Below are 21,015 nucleotides of genomic sequence, written 5' to 3' on the forward strand. Positions count from 1 at the left end.
CGCCGCCACTTCGGCCAGGGGTTGGGCGATGCGGGTGACGTTGTTCTCTTCCAGGAAGCGCGCTTCCATGCGCGTGGGCTCGTCGGGCAGGACGGCCCAGTGGCGGTCGCTGGAGCGCTTCATGATCTGGCGGGCAAAGCTGCGCGTGAGCTGGTCATTGAAGCGGCAACCCAGGAACAGGAAGCCGCGTCCGGTGCGCAACTGCTGCACCTCGGCCGGGATGGGTGTCTGGATGTCGATCTCGGTCAGCACTTCCACGTAGTCCGAATCGGACACCAGGTAGTTTCCGGCGGGCGCATGGCCGCCGATGGGCCGATAGACGAGCGACTTCCATTCCGGCGGGCAGCTTTCGGCCAGTTGCCCCAGGGCATCGTAGAAAGCCGTCCAGGTGCCGAAGTGTTCGGACTGGGCCAGGCCTTGTACCTGGCCCCAGTCGGCGGCCGGGTGCGTCTGTGCATAGGCCGTGGTCAGGGTGTCGTCGTACCAGCTTTCCACCACCAGCGGTGGCGCCACCTTGGCCAGCCACAGGTGAAAGGCGCTGGGGACGGCGGGCTGGGCAAAGGCCTCGTTCATCAGGCTGACCACGCTCTTGCGGTGCTTGAAGTTCTCGATGAACTGCGCGGCCTGGGTCAGGCGATTGCGAATCTTGTGCGGCACGGTGGCCTTGGCCACCAGCAGCGCCACCAGGGCCTCCGGGGTGGCGGGCACCGGGGCATCGGGGATCAGCTCCAGCATGCGCGGGCCCAGGTAGGGCACGATGCGGCCTTTTTTGAGGCCATCGCTCAGCTCGGCGAGCCAAGGGGGGGCGGTCACCGCCACGGGGGCATCGGTCAGGGTCATGTTCAACTCCAATGAGGTCAGTAGATGGCGGCCCCGGCCCCGACGTTGACCGAGGCATCCTTGAGCGTCTTGACGATGTAGCTGACCTCGTCTTCGTCCAGGTGGGTGTGAAAGGGCAGGGTGAGAGATCGGTCACCGATGCGCTCGGTGTTGGGCAGCAGCCCTCGGTGCCAGCCCAGTTGCTGGTAGTGAAACTGCTGGTGCAGCGGCACGCAGTAGATGGCCGACTGGACCGAGTTCGAGTCCATGTCTTCGATGATCTGGTTGCGGGCGCTGCCGGTGAAACGCTTGCCCAGGTGGATCTTGTAGAGCATCCAGTGGACTTCGTCGATGTGCTCGGCCAGGTAGGGCGGCTTGATGCCTTCGAAGCTTTGCATCTGCGTGTGGTACCAGCCCTCGACCTGCTTGCGCTTGAGCAGGATCTCGTCAATGCGCTGCAATTGCGCCAGGCCCAGGGCGGCATCCAGGTCGCTCATGCTGGCCTGCCAAGGCACGCGGCTGCCCACCGAGACCGAGTTGCGATCACTCAGGCGGCGTTCGCGCAGGTAGCCCAGTTCGCTGGCCAGGGCGGGGTCGTCGGTCAGCACCATGCCACCTTGTCCGCAGCACAGGGCCGAGGGCTGCGAGAAGTCGAAGATCGACACGTCGCCGAAGCTGCCCACCAGGCGGCCCTGGTAGCGCGAGCCGACGGCTTCGGTGCTGTCCTCGATCAGCTTGAGCTTGTACCGGTTGGCCAGTTCGCGCAGGGCCTGCCAATCGGCGGGGTGGCCGTTGACATTGGAGGCCAGGATGGCGCGGGTGCGGGGGCCGACCTTGTCGGCCGCCTTGACCGGGTCGATGCAGCCCGACCAGTAGTCGATGTCGGCCAGTACGGGCGTGGCACCCACCAGCGAGATGGCATGGGCGATCTGGTGCCAGGCATAGGCGGCGGTGATGACTTCATCGCCCGGGCCAATGCCCATGATCTTGAGGGCCAGGCAGGCGCCCAGAGTGCCGCTGCCCACGGCCGCGCCATGCGATCGGCCCACCCATTGCGCAAAGGTGCTTTCAAACTCGTTGACCGCCGGGCCGGCAGACAATTGCCCGCTGCGCAGGGCCATGACCACGGCCTCCAGCTCATCGCCGGTGATGTCAGGGTCGGACAGAGCAATCCAGTCGTCGGGGGCGTCCATGGCGTGGGCTCTCTCTTGTTCAGTCTTGCGTGAGCACAAAGGCCGATGCGCGCTCGGGCTGGGCGGTGACCGACCAGCAGTGACCATCGGTGGCCATGAGGTAGAGCGCGCGGTTCTGCACTTGCAGCGCGGGCGATTCGCTGCGCATGTCAAAGGCGTCCAGCACCAGGGCATGCAGGGGCGCAAAGCGTTCCCGGATGACCGCAGCGGCCGCGCGCACCGTGGATGAGGAGCCCAGGATCTGCCCGGCCTCCGTGAGTTGATCAAGCGTGATGGCCATGGTGCTCGCCTCAGACTTCTTCGCCGGTCGTGGTGCGGCGCGCTTCCACGGTGATCGGCAAGGTGGTGCCCTCGGGCATGTCAGGCATGGCCAACTGCCAGCCATTGGCCAGCGTGACCAGGCCGCCCCACATGCCTGGGTTCTCCATCGCCACGATGGGTTCCTCCAGGTCTTTCTTGGGCACGTACACCGACGTCACACCGTTGGGTGCCTTGCGAATCATGATCTTCATGCGAATGCTCCTGAGGGAAATGCGGGGTGGCCTGCGGCGGCGGCATGCTCGGCCATCAGTGGGGCCAGTTCGGCGGGCAGGCGATCAAGTACCGTCTGGATCTGCGCCGAGGTGGTTTGTATGGACAAGGAAAAGCGGATGGCGCACAAAGCCTCTTCGCGGGGGATGCCCATGGCGCTCAGCACGAACGAAGGCTCGTTGCCGCTGGCTGAACAGGCGGCCCCCGACGAGGCCATGATCCCGAGGCGTTCCAGGCGTTGAAGCACCACGTCGGCGTGCAGGTGGCCAAAGCGCAGGTAACTGGTGTTGGGCAGGCGGGTGGCCTCGCCGCCAAAGACCACGGTGCCGGGCAAGCGGCTGAGGAGCCCTTGCTCCAGTTGATCCCGCAGGCGCGTTTGCGAGGCCATGTGCTGGAACCAGGCTTGCGGCGCCATGGTGAGGCGTTCGGTGGCGGCGGCCAGGCCCAGGATGCCGGGCAGGTTCTCGGTGCCGCCGCGCCGGGCGCGTTCCTGCGAGCCTTGGTACAAGGCCGGCCAGTTCAGGCCTTGGCGCACGATCAGGGCGCCGACACCCTTGGGTCCGTGGAACTTGTGCGCCGACAAGGAGACCAGGTCCGCCCCGGACTTGTCAAAGTCAAAGGGGAGCTTGCCGATCAATTGGGTGGCATCCACATGCAGCATGGCACCTTGTGCGTGGGCCAGCCGGGCCATCTCGCCAATCGGCATTAACACGCCGGTTTCATTGTTGGCCGCCATGACGGACACCAGGGCCACGTGCGGCGTGACCAGATCGCGCGCCTGCGCCATGTCCAGCGTGCCTTCGGGCGTCAGCCCGATCCAGCCCAGGTTCGCTTGCTGGCGCTGGGCCAGATGCCGCGCCAGCTTCTGCACGCCCGCGTGCTCAGCCGCGCTGAGGACCAGGCCCTGTCGGCCATTGAAGCCCACGGCCCCGCGCAAGGCGATGTGGTTGGATTCGGTGGCGCCGCTGGTGAACACCACTTCAGCCGGTTTGCACCCCAGCATCCGTGCCAGCTGCGTGCGGGCCTGCATCAATGCCTGCCGGGCCTCCTGGCCCATGGCGTGGGGCGACGAGGGGTTGGCCCAGTGCTTGATCAGTCCGTGGGCCACTGCGCCCATCACGTCCGCCGTCGGTGCCGTGGTGGCGTTGTTGTCCAGGTAGATGCGGTCGGTGTTCATGGCCAAAACACCCGGGTCGGGTCCAGGCAGACCTCGTCCAGCAGCGGCTGGAGGTGGTGGCATTCGTCATGCAAAACCCAGCGGTCATGCACATGGTCGCGAAAGTAAAGCGACCACATGCCTTCGGCCGGTTCCAGCCAGGCGATCGAGATCACGCCACCAGAGGGGTCGATGTTGCGCGAGCAGCAGGGGCTGCTGACGAGCCAGCCCGGCGCGCCGGGCGCCCGCTCCACCTGCGGCTGCACATAGCGGTAGCGCACCCGCTGCCGCAAGGCGCGCTCGATGCGCACGCGGTCCATGTCGTGGACCACGGCCTGCATGGCGGGCATGGGGGCGGCCAGGGTGTTCATGGAGGCTCGCTCGTCAACCGTGCAACAGGCGCAACTGGCCCCGGGATTCCGACAGCATCTGGTCCAGCTCCTGGCACAGCAGGATCTCTTCCTCCAGGCAACCGACGACCAGGCCGTCGAACTCGACCATGTAGACCGGCTGGTTGGCCTCGACGTGGCGGCCCACCTGAACAATCTCGCCCTCGCTGCCCATGCTGGCCAGGACCGCGTCTGGCGCATGGTCGGGGTGGGTGCCATCGTTGACCAAGTCGACCAGCGCGACCACTTGCTGTCCCCATTGGTATTGGGGCTCACGGGGTTCGATCATCATGGGGGACCTCATCGCAGTTGTTTGAGTTCATCGGCACGTTCGCCCAGCTGGGCCAGGATCTCGTCGGGCAGCTTGTCCAGCGTCATCAGTTCCTTGGCGCGCATGCCGACGCGGTAGCCGTGGTCGGTGAACTCCACGGCGTAGATGTAGAACTGCTGCAGGAAGGTGCCGATGGAGCACACGTAGCCGACATCGCCTTTGCGCACCAGCACTTCGCCGATGTCCTTGCCATTGAAGGTGCCGTCGTTGCGGATGATGGTGCGGCTGACCACGCGCTCGCCAAAGCCAAAGCGGGGCGGATCGGCCACTTCAATCAGGTTGTCGTCGCGGTTGATGTCACCCATGCTGCGCTCCCAGTGAGGTGGCCGTGCGGTCAGGCATCAGGCGCTGACGGGCCACGGCGCGGATGTCGTCGTCAGGGTCCTTGATCATCATGATGAGCAGGTGCCGGTCTGCCCGTTGCGCCACTTCCCAACGCACCATCAGGTCAGGATCGTGTGCCAGTCGGCTCAGCAACGGCACGGGCAGACGCCGGGCCACGATGCGGCGCACTTCGCTGGCACGGTCATCGGCCATGCGCAGCAGGGCGGGCATCTCCAGGCGCTGAGCCACCTCCTGGCGCACGTCGCTTTGCGGGTCGCTCATCATCGAAGGCAGCAGCGCCAGGGGCAAGCGCCGGGCCACCAGCTGCCGGACGTAGTAGTCCGGGTCTTGCCGCATGGAGGGCAGGGCGCTCACGTCCAGGCGGTGAGCCACGCGGATGCGCACTTCGCGGTGCGGGTCGTCGCGCAGGTTCATCAAGGCGCGTTGCGGCAGGCGCAGGGCCAGTTGCAGGCGCACGGTTTCGTCGGGGTCGTGGATCAGGTCGGCCAGGCGAAACACATCGGCGTAGCGAACGGCGATGGCGCGCACCTCGAAGTAGGGGTGGCTCAGCAACTCGTTGGCCAGCTGCGGGTTCCAGTTGAAGAAGCGGTCGATGCGGCGGGCGTAGCGGTCTTGAACGCAGGCGCGGCCAGGCTCGCACCGGCCCTGTGCCAGCAGGCTCTGGTAGTGGCAAGCCTGGCAGGCGACGGGCATGCCCTGCCAGTCCACTGATTCGATCTCGTTCGACGCCAAGTTCATCATGGCGCGCTCCAGCCCCGGTGCGCAATGGGGGCGTTGAAGTCGTCGTCGCTCAGGTCTGGCGCTTCGGCGCGGGCCAGCACGTGGGTCAGCAGGCCGCCGCCGACCCGGTCCTGAGGATCGAGTCGGCGCAGTTCCGCCAAGGTGTTGCGCGCGGTGTCGGTGTCGCCCAGGCGCAAGCTCAGGTAGGCATAGGCCTTCAGGGCGAACAGGTAAAAGCGGGTGGCCGCGTCGAAGCGGGCTTGCTCGTCATTGACGCTGATGTCTTGTCCCAAGGCGGACCGCGCGATGCTCAGGGATTCCTGCGCCACCGAGCGGGCCTCCTTCAGGCGGTGGCCGTAGAAGTGAAAGCGGTACATCGCGATCAGCGTGGCCGGGTGTGAGGGCGCCAGCTCGCGTGCCTTGTGCAGCAAAGGTTCGGCCTGGGCGCGGTCATTGCGGACGAGTCCGGCTTGCGTGATCAGGCCTTCCACTTCAGCGGGCAAGCCACCCCCCAGCACGGCGCTGTCAAAGCCGACGTCGTGCTGGGACGATGGGTGGTGGTGCATGGCGTGTTCCCCAAGGCTTCAGTTCACGGGCCGAGGCATGGACGAACGGATCGAGCTGATCTCGATCTTGGCCACCGAAGGGGGCGTGGCCGCGCTGCTGTCGGTGCTGGTATCACTGCTGCTGCAGCCACAGGCCCCGGCGTTCGGGTTGAAGAAGGTCAAGCCCGATTGGGTGGGGGTGTCGGCAAAGTCCACGGTCACGCCATCCAGCATCAGGCGGCTTTGCGCGGGCAGGAACACCTGCACCCCGTTGATGTCAAAGGCCTTGTCGCCGTCGAGTGGTGCCGCTTCCACGGTGAACTCGCTGCTGTAGCCCGAGCAGCCGCCCGGGCTCACCGTGAGGCGAAAGCCAGCGCTGGCAGGCAGGCCCGAGAACTTCACCATGCGCTTGATGAAGCGTTCGGCGGCCTGGGTCACGGTCATGTTGATGGTCATGTTTTTCCTTTTCAAGCATTGACGATGCAGCCATCCACCGGGCACACGGCCAGGCATTGGGGCGCATCAAATTGGCCTTCGCATTCCGTGCACTTGGCCGGATCGATGATGAAGGTCCCGCCCTTTTCGCGGATGGCGACGTTGGGGCATTCGGGTTCGCAGGCGGAGCAGCCTGTGCAGGTGGAGGCGATGATCTTCAAGGCCATGGTGGTTCTCCTTCGGTCAACAGGGTTCGCTAGGACGGGTCAGGCCGCCGCTTCAGAGGTGTAGGCCCCTTGGCGGATGGAGGCATCGCCTCGAGGCTGGTGGGTGATGTCGCCTCGTGCCAGCCGGTCGGCGTAGTCGGCAAACCAGCTCAGGGCGGCTTTCTCGATGAACTCGTGGGCGTAGGCATCCACAGGCTCGATGCCTGCAGCTTTGAGCTCATCACGCGGGCAGGCGCCGATCTTGGCCACCAGCACGGCATGGCAGTCGTTGATGGCTTTGACGATGGAGGGCAACTGCTCGTCTTCACCAAAGCCACCCTGGCAGTACAGGTCCACCCGGCGGTGCCCGACGAACAGGGACTCGGCGGCCGACACCTCGAAGATCTGGAACTCGGTGGCGTGCCCAAAGTGCAGGTTGACGCGGCCGTGTCCTTCGGTGGCCACGGCCACCAGCACTTTCATGTCCGGGTCCACACCAGCGCGTTCCACCTGGGCGCTCAGCGCTTCCTGCTTGGCGGCGTGTTGGGCCTGGCGTTCGGTTTCCACCTTGTCCTGGTAGTCGCGGCGCTTGTCCAGGTCGTACACGATCTCCATCTCTTCGATTTTGTCGAGCGTGAACTCTTCACTGCGGTCTTCGCCCAGCAGTCCCACCGCATCAGCGCGGCATTGCCTGCAATGCCGCATCAAGTTCGCGCCGCCCATGCAGGCGTCTTGCACGGCCTTGAGCTCTTGAGCGGTGGGGCCGCGTTGGCCGGTCAGGCCGAACACCGTGCCGTGCTCGGCTTCCGAGATCAGCGGCATGATGTTGTGCAGGAAGGCGCCGCGCTTTTTGACTTCGCGGTTCACCTCGATCAGGTGTTCGTCGTTGATGCCGGGGATCAGCACGGAGTTGATCTTGGTGAGCACGCCGCGGGCGGTCAGCATCTCCAGGCCCAGCATCTGGCGCTCGTGCAGGATCTTGGCGGCCTCGTATCCGGTCACGCGCTTGTGCTGCCAGAAGATCCACGGGTAGATCTTCTCGCCCACCGCCGGGTCCACCATGTTGATGGTGATGGTGACGTGGTCGATGTTGTACTGGCAGATCTCATCGACCAGGTCGGGCAGGGCCAGGCCGTTGGTCGAGATGCACAGCTTGATGTCCGGCGCCGTTTCCTGCAGCATGCGGAAGGTGTCGAAGGTCTTCTTGGGGTTGGCCAGGGAATCGCCGGGGCCCGCCACGCCCAGCACCGTCATCTGCGGGATCTCGCTGGCCACGGCCAGGACCTTCTTGACGGCCTGTTCGGGCGTCAGCTTCTGCGAGACGACGCCGGGGCGGGACTCGTTACTGCAGTCGTATTTGCGATTGCAGTAGTTGCATTGGATGTTGCAGGCTGGCGCCACGGCCACGTGCATGCGGGCATAGTGGTGGTGGGCCTCTTCCGAGTAGCAGGGGTGGTTCTTGACCTTGTCCCAGATTTCTTGAGGCATGTCATCGGGGCCACCAGATGATCCGCAACTGGCCTTGCCTTCACCGCCCGTGGTGCCGCAGCCACCCGAAGGTTCAGGCGTGATGGCGGCGCCCAAGGGCCGGATTTGACCGATGCCGATGAAGGCTTTCGTAGCGAGTTGCGGTGCGTCCATGTGGTGTTCCCCGTCCAAGAGTTGCGGCTCGTTGCCAAGCCTGCATTGCCAGTTCCGTGCCACTTTGAAATCAATTGAAAATCAATGACTTAGCCCATGTGGCCAGGTTTGCAAGGGCTGGCTTGAAGGCTTTGAAACACGCCTTGTCGCAAGGGCCTGTCAGATCTCTGACAAAGCCGACAGGCATGTTTGTGTTGGAGGGGGGAATCGCATGGCACAGCTCTTGCGCCGCACCTGGCATGTCAGTGCACGCCAGAGACGCAAGAGGACGCCACCATGAACGACATGCTGATCCCCAAGCTCGCGGTTCATGACGAGGTCGATGACCTGGTCGTGCTGCTCACGGAGCATGCGACCCACCCGGGTGTACTGGCCCGGCACCTGGCCCAGGCCGTGGCCGAAGCCTGCATGGGCCCCAACCACCTTTGGGAGGATCTGGGGCTGGGCAACCGTGCGCAATTGGGCGCCTTGATGCAGGAACACTTCACCTCGCTGAAGGCGCTCAACCACAAGGACATGCGCTGGAAGAAGTTCCTCTACCGCATGCTGTGTGAGCGCGCCGACGTGCTGATCTGCAAGTCACCGCATTGCGAACAATGCGAAGACCAGCCCCTGTGCTTTGTCTAGCAGCAGGCGTTAGAACTTGCGCACTTCGATGTCGTACTTTTGCAGCGCGTAGCCCATCTGGCGTGGCGTGATGTTGAGCAGGCGTGCGGCCTTGGCCTGCACCCATCCACACTTTTCCATGGCCCAGATCAGGCGTTCACGCTCGCCATCGGGCTTGTCGTCGGAGGATGAGGATGATGTGGTGATGGTGGATGGAGGGCGGTGGTCCTCATCCCCTTCGCTGACTGAAGGCCTGGCCGGGGGCACAGCGGGTCGCAAGGGAATTTCGGTGATCGGGATGCCGATGGGGCGGCCGGGCTTGACGGCATCCTCGCGGTCAACGTGGTGCAGCACCTGCGTCAGGCAACGGTTGTCATGGCAGGGAAAGCTCAAATCCGTCAGGTCTTCGTTGTGGGCCATGGTGGCGGTGCGTTCGACGCAGTTTTCCAGCTCGCGGACATTGCCCGGCCAGTAGCAACTGCTCAGAACCTTCATGGCGCGCGGCGTCACTTTGACCTTGCGGCTGTTCTCACGGTTGAAGCGCGCCAGGAAGTGCTCCACCATCAAGGGGATGTCTTCACGGCGCTCACGCAACGGGGGCAGGAAGATGCTGACCACGTTGATGCGGTAGTACAGGTCGGCCCGGAACTCGCCCGCGGCCACCATTTTTTCAAGGTTTCGGTTGGTGGCCAGCACCATGCGCACGTCTACCCGGATGGAGGCGGTGCCGCCCACCCGCTCGAACTCACGTTCTTGCAGCACCCGCAGCAGCTTGGCCTGGAAGCCGGCGGAGATGTCGCCGATCTCGTCCAGGAAAAGGGTGCCACCATGGGCCATTTCAAAGCGGCCCTTGCGCGTGTTCACCGCGCCGGTGAAGGCGCCTTTCTCATGGCCAAACAGTTCTGATTCAAGCAGCGATTCGGTCAGCGCCGCACAGTTGACGCGAACAAAGGGCTCATCCTTGCGTGGCGACAGGTTGTGCACCGCGCGGGCCACCACCTCCTTGCCGGTTCCGCTTTCGCCTCGCAGCAGGACGGTGGTCTTGGTGGGCGCGGCCTGGTGCACCTCGGCGAAGACCTCCTGCATGCGAGGCGATCCACCGATGGCCGTGTCGAGTTTGTAGACGGGCTTGAGTGCCTTGGAGAGGCGTCGGCTCTCTTCATACAAGCGACCCTGTTCTGCGCTCACACTGCGGTGCAGCAACAGGTTCTGGCCCATCAGCGTGGCGACCATCGACAACAGCCGCAAGTCTTCGTCAAAGACGCCGGAGCGGTCGGTGACCAGCCTGTCCATGGTCAACACGCCCAGCGTGCGCCGGTCCGCCTTGATCGGGCAGGCAATGTAGGCAATGGAGTCGTTCGGCGATTGATCCGCGGCACCGCTGCGGTTCAGAAAAAGCGGTTCGGCATTGATGTCTGGCACGACCATGGGCAAGCCGCTGGCGAAGACCCGCCCCACAATGCCTTCACCCACACCGAACACCAATCTGGCGGACTCTTCGCGCGACAGGCCCACGGCGCACATGCCCTGCAGGGTGCCGTCCTCGGTTTGCAAGCTCACGATGGCCCGTCGCCAACCCATCATGGACACCATGACGTTGAGGGCCTCTCGGAACGTCTTGAAGATGTCGAGCGAGGATCCCAGGATCTTGCTGACCTGATAGACCGTCAGAAGCTCGATGCTGGCCCGTTCGTGGTGCGTGCTTACCATGGCGCTGCCTTTCTCGGTCTTTGAAACCGACGACCGAAACCACTTGCAAGTTGCGCGCCAAAATTGGGGGCTTAAACGGGCTGGGCGCCGATTCCTTGACTCAGGTCAAGCTGGGCCCGCAATCGCTCTTCCTGCGCTTGCAACTCCGGGGTGAACTCATCGCCGAAATCAGCAGCTTCGAACAGGGGCCGAATCTCGATCTCGGAATCGCCATTCATGGGGTTGGGGCAGCGTTTGACCCATTCAACCGCCTCTTCCATGGATTGGACCTGCCACAGCCAGAACCCGGCGACGAGCTCTTTGGTCTCTGCAAATGGCCCGTCCGTCACGCTTCGTTGGCTGCCAGAAAACTGCACCCGTTTGCCTCGGGAACTGGGGTGCAGCCCTTCGCCCGCCAGCAGCAGGCCGGCCTTGACCAGCTCTTCGTTGAAGTTGCCCATGGCCGCCATCAACTCCGTGCGGGGCATTTCGCCTGCCTCTGATTGGCTTGTTGCTTTCACCATCACCATGACACGCATTGCTGTTTCTCCTTGACTCGGGTTAGAGGGCCGAATAGCCCTGACATCCATGACGACGAACCAATTTGCCTGGAATCGACAAGGGTGGGGCACATTTTGCCCAGCCATCACCGTCCTTGCTTGACCTGTGCCCTGAATGCCCTTGGCGTCAGCCCCGTCCAACGCTTGAACGAGCGGGTGAAAGCACTTTGCTCGCTGTAACCCAGCAGCAGCGCAATCTCGGCCAATGACAAGCCTTGGTCCCGAAGGTAGCCGCAGGCCAGTTGCTCTCGCGTGCGGTCCAACAATTCCTGCCACGTCAGTCCGCTGTCCGCCAGCCGCCTTTGCAAGGAGCGAACGGACTGGTGCATGCTGGCAGCCACCTTGTCCACCGACACCTGCCCCTCGGGCAACAGGCGCGCCAGTAGTTGCTGCACGGACTGGTCAAACGCATTGGGGTCGGGCAGAGCGTCCAGCAGGGCCTGCGCCTGCCGCTCCAGCAGCTCCTTCAACATGGGATCGCGTTTGGACAAGGGCAGGCCCAGCAGGGGCAGGGGGATGCTCACCAGTGTGCGAGGCTGATCGAACAGCACCGGACAGCCAAAGAAGCGTTCGTTGGCTGCTTTTCTTTCAGCGCTGGCCGGGTGCATGAAGTGCACCTGGGTGGGCGACACCTTGGCATCGACCTGCTGCCGCATGAACGACACCAGCGCCGCGATGGCCACCTCATCGGCCAGTGCGCCACCACCACCCGCGGGCCAGCTCAAACTCACATTCGCGCCCGTGGGATGCACCTCGGCAATGCCGGCGCCATAAAACAGGCGCTCGTAGCGCTGGTAGGCCGCCATGGCATCGCCCAGCGTGTCGCAGGCCATGACCAGGTAGCCCAGCGCACCCACGTGGCGCGCCGCCACGCCCGCGCCAATCTCCAGGCCCAGGGCCGGGTGGTCGGGGCGCAGCGCGGCCGCTTCATCCAGCAGTCGGGCCCAGGAAACCATCGCCACGGCATCGTCCACCGAATGGGCGTTCAGGGCAGCGCGCAGGTGAGGCGCTTCAAATGGCTCGCGGTCCAGCCAATCGGTGAGCAGGCGCGTCCAGGCGCCGGTGACGCGGATCAGGAAAGACATGGCTTGGCGTGGATGGTTAAAACATTGGCATGCATTGTCGATGCATTGCCGGGTCGCGTCCCTAGAGTCCACCCCATCGACGACACGATTTGGAGATGGCCCGTGACCGACTTCCTGCACGCCTTGTATTTCATCCTGATCGCCGGCTCGGTGTTCATCGGGCTGGTGCTGCTGGAGCGGCGGCACCTGATCCAGCAGCAGCGGCCCGATGCCTATGACCTGAAGGAAACGCTGGCCAACTTCTCGACCGGGGTTTTGTACAAGGTGGTGGATGGCATCTTCATCGCGCTGGTGGTGACCGTGTTTTACGACTGGGTGCGGCAGTGGGGTTTGAGGTGGCGCTCGCCATCGATGGTGCTGGATTTTGCGCTGGTGTTCGTGCTGACGGACCTGGTGTTTTACTGGGCGCACCGCTTCATGCACCGCGTGCGCTATGGCTGGTCAGCGCATTCGGTGCACCACAGCTCCGAACGCTACAACCTGTCAACCGCCTTGCGGCAGACGCCCATGTTTGATTTGTCAGGCGTGGTCCTGCTCAGCACGATCCCGCAGGCGCTGATCGGCTTCGACAAGAACCTGGCCGTGCTGGCGCTGGAGCTGAACCTGTTCTACCAGTTCTTCATCCACACCGAAGTTGTGCGCCGCCTGCCGACGTGGTTTGAATACGTGTTCAACACGCCATCGCACCACCGCGTTCACCATGGCCGCAATCCGCGCCAGATCGACACCAATTTTGGCGGCACGCTCATCATCTGGGATCGCGTGTTTGGCACCTTCGTGGATGAGCGGGATGCGGGCGAGATCCGTTATGGCGTGAGTGCCCGGGCGCCGCGCTCGCTCAATCCGCTGCACCTGGTGTTTGGTGAGTTTGTGTCGATGTGGGTGGATGTTTGGCGGCACAAGGACTTGCGCATTGTGTGGAAGCACCCGGATTGGGTGAACGAGCGTTATCCATCGGCCAAGGCGTGACCGGCAGTTAACTCAGCCCAGGTGCGTGTGACGTTCTGGTTTTTGTTCGGCCTCCATGGCCGCCAGCCCCTGCAAGATGCCGCACGATTGCACGGTCTGCTCGCTTTGGCATCGCTGTCGCAAGTTGGCCAACTGCTGTTTGAGTTGGGTCAGCTCGCGAATGCGCTCATCAACGTGGGCGATGTGCTGGTCGAAGACAGCGTTCACGGCACCACAGTCTTCAGCTGTTTGGTCGGCAAGTCGCAACAGGGCGTGGATTTCGCTGTGGCTCATGTCCAGCGCGCGGCAGTTGCGGATGAAGCGCAAACGCTCTGCATGCTCCGGGCCATACACCCGGAAATTGCCCGCCGTTCTGGCAGGCGCGGGCAGCAGGCCTTCCTTCTCGTAGTAGCGGATGGTCTCGACCGTGCATTGCGCTACTTGGGCTAAGTCACCGATTTTCATGGGGGCTCCCAAAAACCTCTTGACTCTATAGTAGCTTCAGCTTGTGTAATGGCTGAAACGCAAAGCCAAAGCCCATGTCTGCTCACTCTGAACACCATTCACACCACCACGCGCATGGCCATGAGCCTTGCTGCGGGGCGACGACCGTAACGCCTGTGGCGGAAGGCGCACCCTTGTCCAAAGGCACGGGCACGCAAACCCCCATCCGCATCATGCAGATGGATTGCCCGACGGAGGAGGCGCTGCTGCGCAAGAAGCTGGGTGGCGTGGCCGGTGTCTCGGGCATGGAGTTCAACCTGATGCAGCGCGTGCTGACGGTGACGCACGAACCGCAGGCCATCGAGTCGATCCTGGAGGCGATCCGCTCCCTGGGCTTCACTCCGGAGGTGGTCGCCGGCACGCCTTCAGATGCCAAGTCGGCTCCAGAGCCCGTCAAGCCCTGGCGGCCTCTGGCCTTGGCCGGGGTGGCCGCCGTGGCTTCTGAGGCCGCGCACTGGCTCAGCTTGCCCAGCTGGGTGGCGGCCATGCTGGCGCTGACGGCAGTGCTGGCCTGCGGCATCACGACCTATCAGAAGGGCTGGGTGGCCATCCGCAACGGCAACCTGAACATCAACGCCCTGATGAGCATTGCCGTGACCGGCGCCCTGGTGCTGGGTCAATGGCCTGAAGCGGCCATGGTGATGGTGCTGTTCACAGTGGCTGAGTTGATCGAGGCCAAATCGCTAGACCGCGCGCGCCACGCCATCCAGGGCCTGATGCAGTTGGCGCCCGAGCGCGCCACCGTCTTGCAGGCGGACGGCAGTTGGCAAGAGGTGGCCGCCAAGTCGGTGGCCCTGCAAGCGCGCGTGCGCATCAAACCCGGCGAACGCATCGCGCTGGACGGCACCATCGCGAGCGGGCGCTCAACGGTCAACCAGGCGCCGATCACGGGCGAGAGCTTGCCGGTCGACAAGGCCCAGGGCGATGCGGTTTTTGCCGGCACCATCAATGAATCCGGCTCTTTTGAATACCTGGTGACGGCCACGGCGGGCGACAGCACGCTGGCGCGCATCATCCACGCGGTGGAAGAGGCGCAGGGCGCGCGGGCGCCGACTCAGCGTTTTGTTGATCAGTTCGCCCGCGTCTACACGCCCGTGGTTTTCGCCATCGCGCTGGGCGTGGCCATCGTGCCGCCTTTGCTGTTCGGGGGCACCTGGTTTGACTGGGTCTACAAGGCGCTGGTGCTGCTGGTCATCGCCTGCCCGTGTGCACTGGTGATCTCGACCCCGGTGACCATCGTGAGTGGTCTTGCAGCGGCTGCGCGCCAAGGCATCTTGATCAAAGGCGGTGCCTACCTGGAGGAGGGCCGCAAGCTGGTGTGGCTGGCCCTGGACAAAACGGGCACCATCACCCATGGCAAGCCGGTGCAGACCGATTTCGTGGCTTTGAATGGCCACGGCGCGTCAGAGGTCCGAGTGCTGGCCGCCAGCCTGGCTGGGCGCTCCGATCACCCGGTGTCACGCGCCTTGGCGGTGGCGGCCCAGCAGGAGGCCATCGCGTTGAAGAACGTGGAGGGCTTTGAAGCCTTGCCCGGGCGTGGCTCGAAGGGGATCATCGACGGCCAGCTTTACCACTTGGGCAATCACCGCTTGATCCATGAGCAAGGCCGTTGCTCTGCCGAGCTGGAAGCCCGTTTGTCTGCCTTGGAAAAGCAAGGCAAAACCGTCATCTTGCTGACCGACGAGCAAAGCGTGCTTGGCCTGTTCGCGGTGGCCGACACGGTCAAGGACAGCAGCCGCCAGGCCATTGCCGAACTCCACGCGCTGGGCATCAAGACGGTCATGCTGACCGGCGACAACGCCCACACGGCCAGCGCCATTGCCGGGCAAGTGGGCATCGATGAAGCCCATGGCGACATGCTGCCCGAGGACAAGCTCCGGGTGATTGCCAACAAGATCGGGCAGGGCGCCTCGGTGGGCATGGTGGGCGATGGCATCAACGATGCACCCGCGCTGGCCCGCGCCGACATCGGCTTTGCCATGGGCGCCGCAGGCACGGGCACGGCCATCGAGACCGCCGACGTGGCCTTGATGGACGACGACCTGCGCAAACTGCCGCGCTTTGTGCGCCTGTCGCGCCGCACGCATGCGCTGCTGGTTCAGAACATCGTGCTGGCTTTGGGCATCAAGGCGGTGTTCCTGGTGCTGACGCTGCTGGGCCTGGGCACGATGTGGATGGCGGTGTTCGCGGATGTGGGCGCCAGCTTGCTGGTGGTGGCCAATGGCCTGCGCTTGCTTCGCTACACGTCCTGACCAAGCTGCCGATATACTCATTGCCATGCGTCGCCTGATCGCCATTTTCCTGTTGGTACTGCTGCCTCTCCAGGCCGTCTGGGCGGCCATGGCGCCGTATTGCCTGCACGAAACCAGCCAGGCCGACACGCATCACCCGGGTCACCACGAGCACGAACACCAGCACCAAGCTGATGTTGGCAGCGATCGCCTTGATGGCAGCGCTCAAGATGACAGCCCGGCCTCGGCCATGCTGGACCACGATCACCATTGCTGTTCGACGGTGTCTTTGCCGCCCACCGCAGCCGTGCCACTGCCGGGGCCCTTGCCTCAGGCTGAGCTGGTGGCCTCGCCGCTGGCGGGCTACACCTCCATTGATGCCACCCGCATTGAACGCCCCAATTGGATCGTCTTGCCCTGAGTCGGCGAGACAGGTCCTGAATGAACACACCTTGATGTGATCCTGGCCATGTGAGGCGGGTGCAAGCCACCCATCTTGAACATGCGCCGTGCCTGTTCGCCGAATGTCCCCCTGCTGATGTGCGGAGAATTCGATGCGACGGTTTGATCTTTCCTGGGCGGCCCGTGCGGCCCTGTGCGTTCCCTTCTTTTTCCAGGCGGCTTGGGCGCAAAGCCTGAGCCTGGACGTGGCGCTGTCCACAGCGCTGGCGCAGCACCCCGATTTGCGTGCCACGGTGCTGGAGCGCGAGGCGGCCGAGGGCGCCACGCAACAAGCCGGTGCCTGGCTGAACCCTGAGCTGTCCACCCTGGTGGAAGACAACCAGAGGGCCACGCGCACCACCACGATCCAGCTGAACCAGCCTTTCGAACTGGGCGGTAAACGCTCGGCCCGCATCAGCGCGGCGCGGGCAGCGCAAGGCCAGGCCGACCTGGATGTGTTGTCACGGCGAGCTCAGGTTCGGTCGCAGGTGATGGCCGCATTTCACGGCGCGGCCGTGGCGCAGGAGCGGGTGCGGCTGTCGGATGAGCTGGGCAGCTTGTCCACCCAGGCGCGTGAGGCGGCGTCCAAGCGGGTGGTGGCGGGCAAGGTCTCGCCAGTGGAAGAGCTGAAGGCGCAAGTGGCTGAGGCCCAGGCGCTGTCGGCATCCACCGTGGCCCAAAGCGATTGGCGCGGGGCCGTGTCTCAGCTGCGTCTGGCCTTGGGTGATCCGAGCGTGAAGTTTGACCGGGTCGAGGCTGACCTTCAGCGCTTGCCCTCCGTGGGCGCTTGGGAGCCCTTGGCCCAACGCCTGGAGGCCTCACCCGCCATCGCTCGGGCGCAACAAGAGATCACCCGCAGGCAAGCACTGAGCGATCTGGAGCGGGCGCGCCGCATGCCCGACCTCACGGTGTCGCTCGGGGCCAAGCGCGATGAGCAACTTGGCCGCGACCAGCCCATCCTGGGTGTGAGCTTGGTGCTGCCGCTGTTCGACCGCAACCAGGGCGCCATCCTGGAAGCCAACCGCCGCGAAGACAAGGCGAGGGTTGAGCTGGAAGCCGTGCGCGCCAGCGTGGAGGCGCAAGCCACCCAGGCCCTGGCGCAACTGAGCTCCGCCCTGACACAAGCCCAGACCCTGCGCGAGAAGGTGCTGCCCGCTGCGCGGCAGGCCTTCGCGGCCAGCACCAAAGGCTATGAGTTGGGCAAGTTCGGCTTCCTGGACGTGCTGGATGCGCAACGCACCCTCTTCGAGGCCGAAACCCTGGCGCTGAGCGCCACTGCCCAGGCCTACCAGGCCGATGCCCGCTTGCTTGAGCTGCTGGGCGAGCCGAACCTGACAAAAGACTGATGACACCATGAACAACCCCACCAAACCAAAATCCTGGCTGGCCATCGCGGTGGTCGTCGCCCTGGGCGCACTGCTGGGCTGGGCGATCCTGCAGAAGGACAAGCCTGCGGCCCATGATGAACATGGCCATGCCGAACACGCGGAGGCCGAAGGCCACGCGGACGAGGAACACCATGACGAAGCCGACAAGGCCAAGCCCGCCAAAGGCCCCCATGGTGGCCGCCTGTTCAAGGCGGGCATGCACGGCCTGGAAGTCGCCATCTTCGAAGAGGGCGTGCCGCCCGAATTCCGCCTCTACGCTTATCAAAACGGCAAACCCGTGGCACCCGGCCAAGCCAAGGTGACGCTGACCCTGGAACGCCTGGGCCGCGCGCCACAAGTGATCCAGTTCAAACCCCAGGGCGACTACCTGCGTGGCGACGCCGAAGTGGTCGAGCCCCATTCCTTCAAAGTCACGATCGAGGCCGTGCAGGGCGGACAGACCCAGCGCTTTGCCTATGAGCAGGAAGAAGCCCGCGTCACCATGAGCGATGCCCAACTGCAGCAGGCGGGCGTGACCCTGGCCGTGGCAGGCCCGGCGCGCATCAACAGCCAACTGAGTTTGCTGGGTGAGGTCCGCTACAACGGCGACCGCACGGTGCAGGTGGTGCCGCGTCTGGCAGGGCTGGTCGAGTCTGTGCCCGTCAGCGCAGGCGACCGCGTTCGCAAGGGGCAGGTGCTGGCCGTGCTGTCCAGCCTCTCACTGGCCGATCAACGCGCCGAGGGCGCGGCCGCGCAAAAGCGCCTGGCCTTGGCCCGCAGCACCCATGATCGCGAGAAGAAGCTCTGGCAAGACAAGATCTCCGCCGAACAGGACTACCTGCAGGCGCGTGCGGCCCTGCAGGAAGCGGAAATTGCCGAGCAGAACATCCGCCAGAAGCTGGCCCACCTGGGCGCCACGGCCACCAGCAGTGGCAGCCTGACGCGTTTTGAGTTGCGCTCACCCATCGACGGCATCGTCACCGACAAGCGCATCACCGTGGGCCAGTCCCTGGGCGAGAGCGAGCCCGTCTTCACGGTGTCCGACCTGTCATCAGTGTGGGTGGAAGTGCCCGTGGCCACCAAGGATCTGGGAACCATCCGCACCGGCCTGGCCGTGCAGGTCAAAGCCTCGGCCTTCGAGGCGCAAGCGGCAGGCACCATCACCTACGTCAGCGCCCTGGTCGGCGAGCAGACCCGAAGCGCCATGGCGCGGGTGGTGCTGCCCAACCCCAAGGGCCTGTGGCGCCCTGGCTTGCCGGTGCAGGTGGACGTCACGTCCGGCCAGGCCGAAGTGCCAGTGGCCGTGCAGGTGGACGCCATCCAAAGCGTGCGCGACTGGCAGGTGGTCTTCGGCCGCTACGGCCAGCAACTGGAGGCGCGCCCACTGGCCTTGGGCCGCAGCGATGGGCGCATGGTCGAGGTGCTCGGTGGTTTGAGCGCAGGCGAGCACTACGCCGCCAAGAATAGCTTCGTGATCAAGGCCGAACTGGGCAAGGCGGGGGCCAGCCATGACCACTGAAACCCTGTTTAAACGCACATTGCGATTGGTGATTGCCCAGCGCTGGATGGTGCTGCTGGCCACGCTGGCCATCGCAGCCCTGGGCGTGTTCAGCTACCAGAAACTGCCCATTGACGCAGTGCCGGACATCACCAACGTCCAGGTTCAGGTCAACACCGAAGCCCCCGGCTATTCGCCATTGGAAGCCGAGCAGCGCGTGACCTTTCCCATCGAAACGACGATGGCGGGCTTGCCCGGCTTGAAAGAAGTGCGGTCCCTGTCGCGCTACGGCCTGTCGCAGGTCACCGTGGTTTTCAAGGATGGCACCGACATCTATTTTGCTCGCCAACTGGTCAATGAGCGCATTCAAGAGGCGCGTGGCCAACTGCCAGCAGGCCTGAGCCCATCGATGGGCCCGATCACCACGGGCCTGGGCGAGATCTACATGTGGACGGTGGAGACCAAGCCCGGCGCCCTCAAGGCCGATGGCCAGCCCTACACGCCGATGGACCTGCGCGAGATCCAGGACTGGATCGTCAAACCACAGTTGCGCACTGTGCCCGGCGTGACCGAGATCAACACCATCGGCGGCCATGCCAAGGCCTTTCAGGTCGCACCTGATCCGGCCAAGATGGTGGCGCATGGCCTGAGCCTGCAGGACATCGTCACCGCCCTGGAGCGCAACAACGCCAACGTGGGTGCGGGCTACATCGAGCGGCGTGGCGAGCAGTACCTGATCCGAGCCCCCGGTCAAGTCGAGGGCCTGGCCGACATCGGCGCCATCGTGGTCAAGCAGGCGCAAGGCGTGAGCGTGCGCATCCGTGACGTGGCCGAGGTGGTATTGGGCCAGGCGCTGCGCACCGGTGCGGCCACCGAGAACGGCCAGGAGGTGGTCCTGGGCACCGTGTTCATGCTGATCGGCGAGAACAGCCGCGAGGTGTCGCGCGCGGTGGATGAGCGCCTGCAGCAGGTCAACAAATCCTTGCCCGCGGGCGTGATCGCCAAGACGGTTTACGACCGCACCGTGCTGGTGGACAAAGCGATTGCCACCGTCAAGCGCAACCTGTTCGAAGGCGCTGTGCTGGTCATCGTGGTGCTGTTCGCCTTCCTGGGCAACTTCCGCGCGGCCTTGATCACCGCGATGGTGATCCCTCTGGCCATGCTGTTCACCTTCACCGGCATGGTGAGCCAGCAGGTCAGCGCCAACCTGATGAGCCTGGGGGCGCTGGACTTCGGCATCATCATCGACGGCGCCGTGGTGATCGTGGAGAACTGCGTGCGGCGCCTGGCGCATGCGCAATCCCGCCTTGGCCGGCCCTTGACGCAGGCCGAGCGCTTTCACGAAGTGTTCGCGGCGGCGCAAGAGTCGCGCCGGCCGCTGCTGTTCGGTCAGCTCATCATCATGGTGGTCTACCTGCCCATCTTTGCCTTGACGGGGGTGGAGGGCAAGATGTTCCACCCCATGGCCTTCACGGTGGTGGCGGCCTTGCTGGGCGCCATGATCCTGTCGATGACCTTTGTGCCAGCGGCGGTGGCCTTGCTGCTCACCGGCCCGGTCAGCGAGAAAGAGAATCGCCTGATGGCCTGGGCCAAGCGCGGCTATGAGCCTTTGCTGGACAAGGCCTTGTCACGCCAGCCCTTGGTGCTGACCATCACGGCGGTGTGCGTGGCCCTGGCCGGGCTGATGGCCACCCGCATGGGCAGCGAGTTCATCCCCAGCCTGGACGAGCATGACATCGCGCTGCACGCGCTGCGCATCCCTGGCACCAGCCTGA

Annotated in this window: 24 protein-coding genes; 7 read left to right on the forward strand and 17 right to left on the reverse strand. The window is 64.5% G+C overall.

The genetic code is table 11. The features are described 5' to 3' along the window. The 13 genes from Q7V20_RS00045 to nifB all read right to left on the reverse strand — a co-directional run. Positions 1-840: SIR2 family protein (locus Q7V20_RS00045; RefSeq protein ID WP_304785867.1), on the reverse strand; the 840-nt coding region annotated here is incomplete at its 3' end. A gap of 17 nt (positions 841-857) precedes the next feature. Then, the gene (locus tag Q7V20_RS00050; protein WP_304785869.1) at positions 858-2,012 is read right to left on the reverse strand and encodes a DegT/DnrJ/EryC1/StrS aminotransferase family protein; all 1,155 of its coding nucleotides are present in this window, start codon (positions 2,010-2,012) and stop codon (positions 858-860) included. 19 nt (positions 2,013-2,031) lie between these two features. Then, positions 2,032-2,292 carry a hypothetical protein gene (locus tag Q7V20_RS00055; RefSeq protein WP_304785871.1) on the reverse strand — a complete coding sequence of 87 codons (261 nt, stop codon included), beginning with the start codon at positions 2,290-2,292 and terminating at the stop codon, positions 2,032-2,034. Positions 2,293-2,302: 10 nt separating this feature from the next. Further along, the gene (gene nifT / locus Q7V20_RS00060; protein ID WP_304785873.1) at positions 2,303-2,524 is read right to left on the reverse strand and encodes a putative nitrogen fixation protein NifT; all 222 of its coding nucleotides are present in this window, start codon (positions 2,522-2,524) and stop codon (positions 2,303-2,305) included. Further along, complete coding sequence (locus Q7V20_RS00065) at positions 2,521-3,720, reverse strand: cysteine desulfurase family protein (protein ID WP_304785875.1); 1,200 nt, start codon at positions 3,718-3,720, stop codon at positions 2,521-2,523. The genes nifT and Q7V20_RS00065 overlap by 4 nt, the downstream gene beginning before the upstream one ends. After that, positions 3,717-4,070, reverse strand: coding sequence for a DUF3024 domain-containing protein (locus Q7V20_RS00070; protein ID WP_304785877.1), 354 nt, complete (start codon positions 4,068-4,070; stop codon positions 3,717-3,719). Before Q7V20_RS00070 ends, Q7V20_RS00065 begins: the two co-directional genes overlap by 4 nt. Positions 4,071-4,083: 13 nt before the next feature. After that, on the reverse strand, positions 4,084-4,380 hold the full coding sequence (locus tag Q7V20_RS00075) for a nitrogen fixation protein NifZ (protein WP_370652367.1): 297 nt from the start codon (positions 4,378-4,380) through the stop codon (positions 4,084-4,086). An 8-nt stretch (positions 4,381-4,388) separates the two neighbouring features. Then, positions 4,389-4,724, reverse strand: coding sequence for a nitrogen fixation protein NifZ (locus tag Q7V20_RS00080; protein ID WP_230179639.1), 336 nt, complete (start codon positions 4,722-4,724; stop codon positions 4,389-4,391). Next, positions 4,717-5,505, reverse strand: coding sequence for a 4Fe4S-binding leucine-rich repeat protein (locus tag Q7V20_RS00085; protein WP_304785882.1), 789 nt, complete (start codon positions 5,503-5,505; stop codon positions 4,717-4,719). Before Q7V20_RS00085 ends, Q7V20_RS00080 begins: the two co-directional genes overlap by 8 nt. After that, positions 5,502-6,050 carry a M48 family metallopeptidase gene (locus Q7V20_RS00090; RefSeq protein ID WP_304785884.1) on the reverse strand — a complete coding sequence of 183 codons (549 nt, stop codon included), beginning with the start codon at positions 6,048-6,050 and terminating at the stop codon, positions 5,502-5,504. The genes Q7V20_RS00085 and Q7V20_RS00090 overlap by 4 nt, the downstream gene beginning before the upstream one ends. 18 nt (positions 6,051-6,068) lie before the next feature. Continuing rightward, positions 6,069-6,485: an iron-sulfur cluster assembly accessory protein gene (locus tag Q7V20_RS00095; RefSeq protein ID WP_304785886.1), complete on the reverse strand. Its 417-nt coding sequence runs from the start codon at positions 6,483-6,485 to the stop codon at positions 6,069-6,071. Positions 6,486-6,496: 11 nt separating this feature from the next. Then, positions 6,497-6,691 carry a 4Fe-4S binding protein gene (locus Q7V20_RS00100; protein ID WP_230179643.1) on the reverse strand — a complete coding sequence of 65 codons (195 nt, stop codon included), beginning with the start codon at positions 6,689-6,691 and terminating at the stop codon, positions 6,497-6,499. Positions 6,692-6,730: 39 nt separating this feature from the next. Then, on the reverse strand, positions 6,731-8,311 hold the full coding sequence (gene nifB / locus Q7V20_RS00105; RefSeq protein ID WP_304785890.1) for a nitrogenase cofactor biosynthesis protein NifB: 1,581 nt from the start codon (positions 8,309-8,311) through the stop codon (positions 6,731-6,733). A 189-nt stretch (positions 8,312-8,500) separates the two neighbouring features. On the opposite strand from nifB, the gene Q7V20_RS00110 reads away from it, so the two are divergent. Continuing rightward, positions 8,501-8,938, forward strand: coding sequence for a nitrogen fixation protein NifQ (locus tag Q7V20_RS00110; protein ID WP_304785892.1), 438 nt, complete (start codon positions 8,501-8,503; stop codon positions 8,936-8,938). A 9-nt stretch (positions 8,939-8,947) separates the two neighbouring features. On the opposite strand, the gene nifA is transcribed toward Q7V20_RS00110, so the two are convergent. The 3 genes from nifA to Q7V20_RS00125 form a co-directional block, all read right to left on the reverse strand. Then, the gene (gene nifA, locus Q7V20_RS00115) at positions 8,948-10,627 is read right to left on the reverse strand and encodes a nif-specific transcriptional activator NifA (RefSeq protein WP_304785894.1); all 1,680 of its coding nucleotides are present in this window, start codon (positions 10,625-10,627) and stop codon (positions 8,948-8,950) included. A gap of 71 nt (positions 10,628-10,698) precedes the next feature. Continuing rightward, complete coding sequence (locus Q7V20_RS00120) at positions 10,699-11,145, reverse strand: YciI family protein (protein WP_304785896.1); 447 nt, start codon at positions 11,143-11,145, stop codon at positions 10,699-10,701. A gap of 107 nt (positions 11,146-11,252) precedes the next feature. After that, complete coding sequence (locus Q7V20_RS00125) at positions 11,253-12,251, reverse strand: AraC family transcriptional regulator (protein ID WP_304785898.1); 999 nt, start codon at positions 12,249-12,251, stop codon at positions 11,253-11,255. A 102-nt stretch (positions 12,252-12,353) separates the two neighbouring features. On the opposite strand from Q7V20_RS00125, the gene Q7V20_RS00130 reads away from it, so the two are divergent. Then, positions 12,354-13,220 carry a sterol desaturase family protein gene (locus tag Q7V20_RS00130; protein ID WP_304785899.1) on the forward strand — a complete coding sequence of 289 codons (867 nt, stop codon included), beginning with the start codon at positions 12,354-12,356 and terminating at the stop codon, positions 13,218-13,220. Between the two features lie 12 nt (positions 13,221-13,232). Here the strand turns inward: Q7V20_RS00130 and cadR are convergent, their stop codons facing one another. Next, positions 13,233-13,664: a Cd(II)/Pb(II)-responsive transcriptional regulator gene (cadR, locus tag Q7V20_RS00135; protein WP_304785901.1), complete on the reverse strand. Its 432-nt coding sequence runs from the start codon at positions 13,662-13,664 to the stop codon at positions 13,233-13,235. Positions 13,665-13,738: 74 nt separating this feature from the next. Between cadR and Q7V20_RS00140 the strand changes: the two genes are divergently transcribed. From Q7V20_RS00140 to Q7V20_RS00160, 5 genes are all read left to right on the forward strand, one after another. Continuing rightward, positions 13,739-15,955, forward strand: coding sequence for a heavy metal translocating P-type ATPase (locus Q7V20_RS00140; RefSeq protein ID WP_304785903.1), 2,217 nt, complete (start codon positions 13,739-13,741; stop codon positions 15,953-15,955). Positions 15,956-15,980: 25 nt separating this feature from the next. Then, the gene (locus Q7V20_RS00145; protein ID WP_304785905.1) at positions 15,981-16,355 is read left to right on the forward strand and encodes a hypothetical protein; all 375 of its coding nucleotides are present in this window, start codon (positions 15,981-15,983) and stop codon (positions 16,353-16,355) included. Between the two features lie 133 nt (positions 16,356-16,488). Next, positions 16,489-17,721 (forward strand): TolC family protein, encoded by a 1,233-nt coding sequence (locus Q7V20_RS00150; RefSeq protein WP_304785907.1) that lies wholly within the window; start codon positions 16,489-16,491, stop codon positions 17,719-17,721. Between the two features lie 7 nt (positions 17,722-17,728). After that, positions 17,729-19,261, forward strand: a complete 1,533-nt coding sequence (locus tag Q7V20_RS00155; RefSeq protein ID WP_304785909.1) for an efflux RND transporter periplasmic adaptor subunit — start codon at positions 17,729-17,731, stop codon at positions 19,259-19,261. Further along, positions 19,251-21,015: efflux RND transporter permease subunit (locus tag Q7V20_RS00160; RefSeq protein ID WP_370652369.1), on the forward strand; the 1,765-nt coding region annotated here is incomplete at its 3' end. The genes Q7V20_RS00155 and Q7V20_RS00160, both read left to right, overlap by 11 nt.

The organism is Aquabacterium sp. (assembly GCF_030652515.1).
Lineage (GTDB): Bacteria > Pseudomonadota > Gammaproteobacteria > Burkholderiales > Burkholderiaceae_C > Aquabacterium.